Below are 6000 nucleotides of genomic sequence, written 5' to 3'. Positions count from 1 at the left end.
CCTACTTTTGTATTCGTAATGTCATAGCCATTTACTTCTGTTTTGTAACCATCTACTGGTTGTTCTTTTACTTCATACTTATATGCTTTTCCATCTGCGTCGTATGCCGCTAAGTCTGTAAACGCATATTTCCAGCTAGTTGCTTCACTTACTTCTTGTGTCGCAATCACTTGGCCATTTTTTAGTAGGTCTACTTTGATCATTGTCGGACGATCTTTCGCATTATCGTCTTTCCATGTTTTTGTTCCTTCTACTTTTGTTTGACCTACTTTTGTATTCGTAATGTCATAGCCATTTACTTCTGTTTTGTAACCATCTACTGGTTGTTCTTTTACTTCATACTTGTATGCCTCACCTTCGGCATCGTTTATCGCTAAATCTTTGAATTCATATTTCCAGCCTGTTGCTTCGCTAACTTCTTGTGTTGCGCTTACTTGGCCATTTTTTAGTAGGTCTACTTTGATCATTGTCGGACGATCTTTTGCATTTCCATCCTTCCATGTCTTCGTTCCTTCTACTGTTGTTGTTTGTACCACTTTTGTATTTGTAATGTCATAACCTTTGACCTCTGTTTGATATCCATCTACCGGTTGTTCTTTCACTTCATACTTATATGCTTTTCCATCTGTATCGTATGCCGCTAAGTCTTTGAATTCATATTTCCAACCGCTTGCTTTACTTACTTCTTGTGTCGCAATCACCTTACCATTTTGTAGTAAGTCTACTTTGATCATTGTCGGACGATCTTTCGCATTATCGCCTTTCCACGTCTTTGTTCCTGTAACAGATGTAGTTTTCACTTTATTCGGAATCGACAACTCTACTCCGTTTGCATCATTTGATTTCACTTCAAACTCTATTTTTGTTTGCGGGTCGAAATCAATATAGTCTGGAGCTGAAACCTCTTGCATATAATATTTACCTGGTTGTAAGTTAGGAATTTCAATTATCCCTTCTTCATTTGTTTTATATTCGCCTCCAACTTGTTCACCAGACTCTTTATACAACTTAAACGAAACATTCGGGATTACTTTTTCTTTATTTCCTTCAATATGTTTAACAATTTTTAACGTTCCTTTTGGAATCTCGTTACCTTCAGCACCACCGCCAGCTGACATATTTTCGGTTTCGGCAGTACCCGAATCAGAAACTGGGTCTTTGTTTAGAACTTGGTAATCAATCGTATAATCATTCTTAAAGAATTCTTGCTTCTTTCCAGCTTCCGTTATAGTAGATGTATATTGAACTGCAAAAGAGGCCAGACGTGCTTTATTCTTATAAAGCAAAACTTTAAATGAGTTGTCACCAGTAAAGGTAATCGTTCCATAACCTTGATTTTCAAAATCTTTTATTGATAATGCTCGATTACCTAGATAATCATTAACAGTTATATAGAAACTATTCTTATTAAGTGTTTGACCTTCTTGTAATTTATCAGTCACAACAATATCACGACTTAACTCTTCTTTATTTAAATTTATATTTAAGAACCAGCGCACTTCATTTTCATTACCGAGCATATCACCAGCTTTATAAAAAAACGGTCCCTTTCCAGGATCTGTACCACCACCACCGCTTGGGCCGGTAATTGTTACAGCTTGCTTATCTAAATTTGTACCAAAATTTGTTTCAATCTCTTTCTTTTCATCAGTTCCTACATTAACAGCTTGTACGTTAAAGTTTAAATACCCTTTAATATTGACATGTGCATCTACTTTATCATTAAATGTACATATCACAGTACCTGAAGTTACTTTACAAATACCATAATCATCTAACTGAATCGTTCCGTTAAATCCTTGTAATTCTGGAGGCAGTGTTAATGTTAGTGTGTCTCCAGGCTTCAGCTTAACTCCATCTTTTTCACTGAAGGTTACAGTTACTTTAGTCCGTTCTCCGCTCTGTAGATTTGTTTTACCTATCGTAAAACTATCCACAAGTCCTAATGTATTTAACTCTTGTGCATTTGCTATTATAGGCATTAAACTCTGACCTATAGTAAACATAAAAATCATTATAATTGAAAAAATCGAAGTTATTCTTTTTAAATACATACTTTGTATGATTCCTCCCTATAAAATTAAATGCAGATAGATTCTGGTGCAAACATACTATGACAAAGATTCTATTTATTCAATGTCATTAAGCTATTTTATTTCAATATGTTTGACAGCTATTATCATCTTTTTCTCTTTTTTCAACCCTTCTATGGCTTAAAGATTTGAAATTTGACTTTTATATAAATTCATCTAATTTCTCCGACATGTCTAAACTGTGGTATTTCTGGTCTATATTGTTTAACAAAAACAGATAAGGGAACGGACAAATTTTGATCAAGGAATTCAAAAAGCATTCACGAAAAAACTCATGATAGTCATTCATCTTATTATGCTGTAGAGGTTACAAAACTTCTACATATCCATCGCAAACGATTGCACAATACGCAAAAACTTTCATTGCGGGCAAGTATGGACGAGCTATTTCACAGCAAATATGCATTTGGTCAACTCCCATGATTATCCTCATAAAGAATAACAAGAAGTACAGCGTATAATCGAATTTAACACACCAGCAAAAGAAGGTTATGGCCGCGAAACGTGCTAGGATACTCGTATTCTAAAGGATGCCATTGAAGATATGTTTTCTGTCATCATGAGTCAAAGTGAGATTGGCCATATGTTAAAACATTTTATGTTTCGTTGCACAACTGAACTTACACACCGAAACAATCAGACAAGAAAAACAAAAAATGTTCCAACATAAGCGCTATATGAATAAAAATGCTTCGGACAAAATATTGATAAAAGTGATATTCTCCAAATCTGAATACAGTGGAACGCATTTGGGGGTAAATAAAAAAGAGTGTGATGAGCAACTAATCTCATATGAATCGTGCAGAAATATGAAATTCAGCCTTTTCATTTTTGGAGTCTATAAATGAGTGTCGAGAAAAAGTAATTTGCCTAATGGATCTATGGCTATGTCGAAGAATTAAAATGAACTTATATACATTTCACTTACTCGCTAAGAAGCTTTAGCTTTTCTAGGGCGACATTAAATTTTAATGTCGAGAGATTTATATATAAGTGATGATAATAGCAAAATCGAGAAATTTATCTTCTTTTATCGTTATTTATTAAATCATGAAAACTTTAGTTGGACTATATTATTTTAGACATAAAATCCCTAGTTTCTTGACTAGGTTGGAAGTTTTCAAGATTAATTATTAATTGTTTAGATACTTGGTTAGATGAAGTGTTAGTTTAGCATTCGGCTTGGTTGTAACAATATCGTTTACAACAATCATACCATTTCCTGATAGCATTCCACCAACTAATACTACATGTACAGCTTGTTGATAATTTTACCCCCAACAACCTATTATTCTAGAATCGTTACTAAAAATCAATAGTTAATTGGTATTTTTCTATTTTCACTTCATCACCATAACATATCTTTGTCACATATATTTAGAGTAGAAAACTGAAACAGAAAAAGAGATGGCTTTGCCATCTCTTTTTTGGTTTCAACTTCCCCTCATCAAGCCGTATATGAGTTTCTCCCATATGGCTTTTCGGTGGTCTGCTTTTTTGCCATGTAATCCATCTATAGATGGATTATATATTTTTATATCAACTTGTATATCGCTTTTTAACAAAAACAAGCATATTTTCTTTATGTCCAATTCCAGCAGCTAGAATACTCGGTGGCTTAGCGCCTTCCTCCTATTCTGAACGAGCCGCTTACACTTTTCTTTTTTGTCTAGCTCTGCCTCCTAGTCCCTTGCGTCTAAGAACCTTCCCCACAAGAAGGTAAAAAGCACCTTCTGTGGGAAAGAACCTTAGCCACCGGGACTAAACAGTCGGCTCCGCTTTTCTTTATTACATTTTCTCCGGTGCAGATACACCTACTAATGCTAATGCATTTTGAAGTGTGATGCGTACTGCACGCATTAATTCGTAACGAGCTTTACTTAATTCTAAGTTATCTTGGTTTAATACTTTTTCTGCATTGTAGAAGCTGTGAAGTGCTGCTGCTAATTCAAATGCATAGCTTGTAAGGCGGTGTGGCAGACGTTTTTGCGCTGCGTCTGCAACTACCGCTGGGAATTCACCAAGTTTTTTCAGTAAATCTACTTCTTTTTCAGAAGCAACCAGTTTGTAATTTACATCTCCACCTGCAGTTAATCCAAGCTCTTCGCCTTGACGAAGAATACTGCATACGCGTGCATGAGCGTATTGTGCATAGTATACAGGATTTTCATTAGATTTTGATACAGCTAAGTCCATATCGAAGTCTAAATGAGAATCACTACTACGCATTGCGAAGAAGTAACGCATTGCGTCCACGCCCACTTCTTCCATAAGTTCACGAAGTGTAACAGCTTTACCTGTACGTTTGCTCATTTTCATTTTTTCACCGTTTTGGTATAGTTGTACCATTTGGATGATTTCTACTTCTAATGTATCTTTATCATAACCAAGTGCCTGGATTGCCGCTTTCATACGAGGAATGTAACCGTGGTGGTCAGCACCCCAAATGTTGATTAATTTATCAAATCCGCGCTCTAATTTATCACGATGATACGCGATATCTGGCGTTAAGTATGTATAAGAACCATCGTTTTTAATTAATACACGGTTTTTATCATCACCGTAAGTCATAGAACGGAACCAAGTTGCTCCGTCTTCTTCAAATATTTCTTCACGCTCTTTTAAAACTGCAAGGGCTTCATCAATTTTTCCGTTTTTGTATAGTGATGTTTCAGAGAACCATACATTAAAGTTAACACGGAAGCTTTCTAAATCTCTTTGAAGTTTTGCTAGTTCATATTTTAAACCGTACTCACGGTAGAATTCATAGCTTTCTTTCTCATCAGCTTTTGCATAACGATCGCCGAACTCTTCAGCTAAACGTTTTCCGATTCCGATGATATCTGCACCATGGTAACCGTCTTCTGGCATTTCTTTTTCTAAACCTAGCGCTTGCATGTAACGAGCTTCAACAGAAAGCGCTAAGTTATGAATTTGGTTACCAGCATCATTAATGTAGTATTCACGAGATACATCGTATCCTGCTTTTGCTAATACATTACATAACGTGTCACCTACTGCTGCGCCACGTGCATGTCCTAAGTGAAGGTCACCTGTTGGGTTAGCAGACACGAACTCAACTTGTACTTTTTCACCTTTACCAGTGTTTGTCTCACCGTAAGCCTCACCAGCTTTAACAATTGCCGGAATTAAATCTGTTAAGTAGCTGTTATCCATATAGAAGTTAATAAAACCAGGACCAGCAATTTCAATCTTTTCGATAGAAGCTTTTGCTTTATCAAAGTTCGCAATTAACCCTTCTGCAATCATACGAGGTGCTTTTTTCGCAACGCGCGCAAGTTGCATCGCCATGTTTGTAGAGAAGTCACCATTTGTTTTGTCTTTCGGAGATTCTAATACAACGTTTGGAATTTGTTCTTCTGTTGCTAATTCAGCTTTTAATACCGCAGCTTTAATTTCATCTTTAATCAATTCTTTTACTTGTTCTAAAGAGTTCATTATTTTGCCTCCTTCAAATTAATCGTGATTGTATATCGGCCAGCTTCTTGTTCACTTAGAAGCAATGCGTACGTTAAAAAGAGTTGTCCTTTTTTCTTCTCATCCGACCATTTAAAAAGAACATTATCGGTTTTTGTTTGCAATGCAAACCTACCCAGTTCGCTCGTATACGTACCAGTTGTCCATTCACCTTTCACATGCGTTTGACGCATAGAAACAGCACCTGAACGCATAATGAGAACTTGTTCACCTTGAATTTTGATAATTGTCTTCACTTCACCTTGTTCGTTCGGCTCTTGAAATGTTACATATGTACTTTGACCTTTTACATAGTATTGACCATTTGCTTCAAAAGCAACGGTCTCCTTTCGAGCCCCTTCTCGGATTTCTGTTACGAAATGAACGTGTACCGGCAAGCCTGCAAGTTGTTTCTCCACGTCTTGCACAC

Annotated in this window: 3 protein-coding genes; all 3 read right to left on the bottom strand. The window is 36.1% G+C overall.

Annotation, left to right across the window (positions count from 1 at the left end; all coding sequences use genetic code 11):
- Positions 1 to 1982: Cna B-type domain-containing protein (locus AAIE21_RS21500; protein ID WP_343268650.1), on the bottom strand; the 1982-nt coding region annotated here is incomplete at its 3' end.
- Between the two features lie 1899 nt (positions 1983 to 3881).
- Positions 3882 to 5552: an arginine--tRNA ligase gene (gene argS, locus AAIE21_RS21495; protein WP_343268649.1), complete on the bottom strand. Its 1671-nt coding sequence runs from the start codon at positions 5550 to 5552 to the stop codon at positions 3882 to 3884.
- A complete protein-coding gene (locus AAIE21_RS21490) occupies positions 5552 to 5989 on the bottom strand; it encodes a YwiB family protein (protein ID WP_343268648.1) in 438 nt (145 codons plus the stop codon). The genes argS and AAIE21_RS21490 overlap by 1 nt, the downstream gene beginning before the upstream one ends.
- Positions 5990 to 6000 lie beyond the last annotated feature (11 nt).

Origin of the sequence: Paenibacillus sp. 102 (assembly GCF_039549175.1) — a bacterium.
GTDB lineage: Bacteria > Bacillota > Bacilli > Bacillales > Bacillaceae_G > Bacillus_A.
This window is presented reverse-complemented; position numbering and strand designations above follow the sequence as displayed.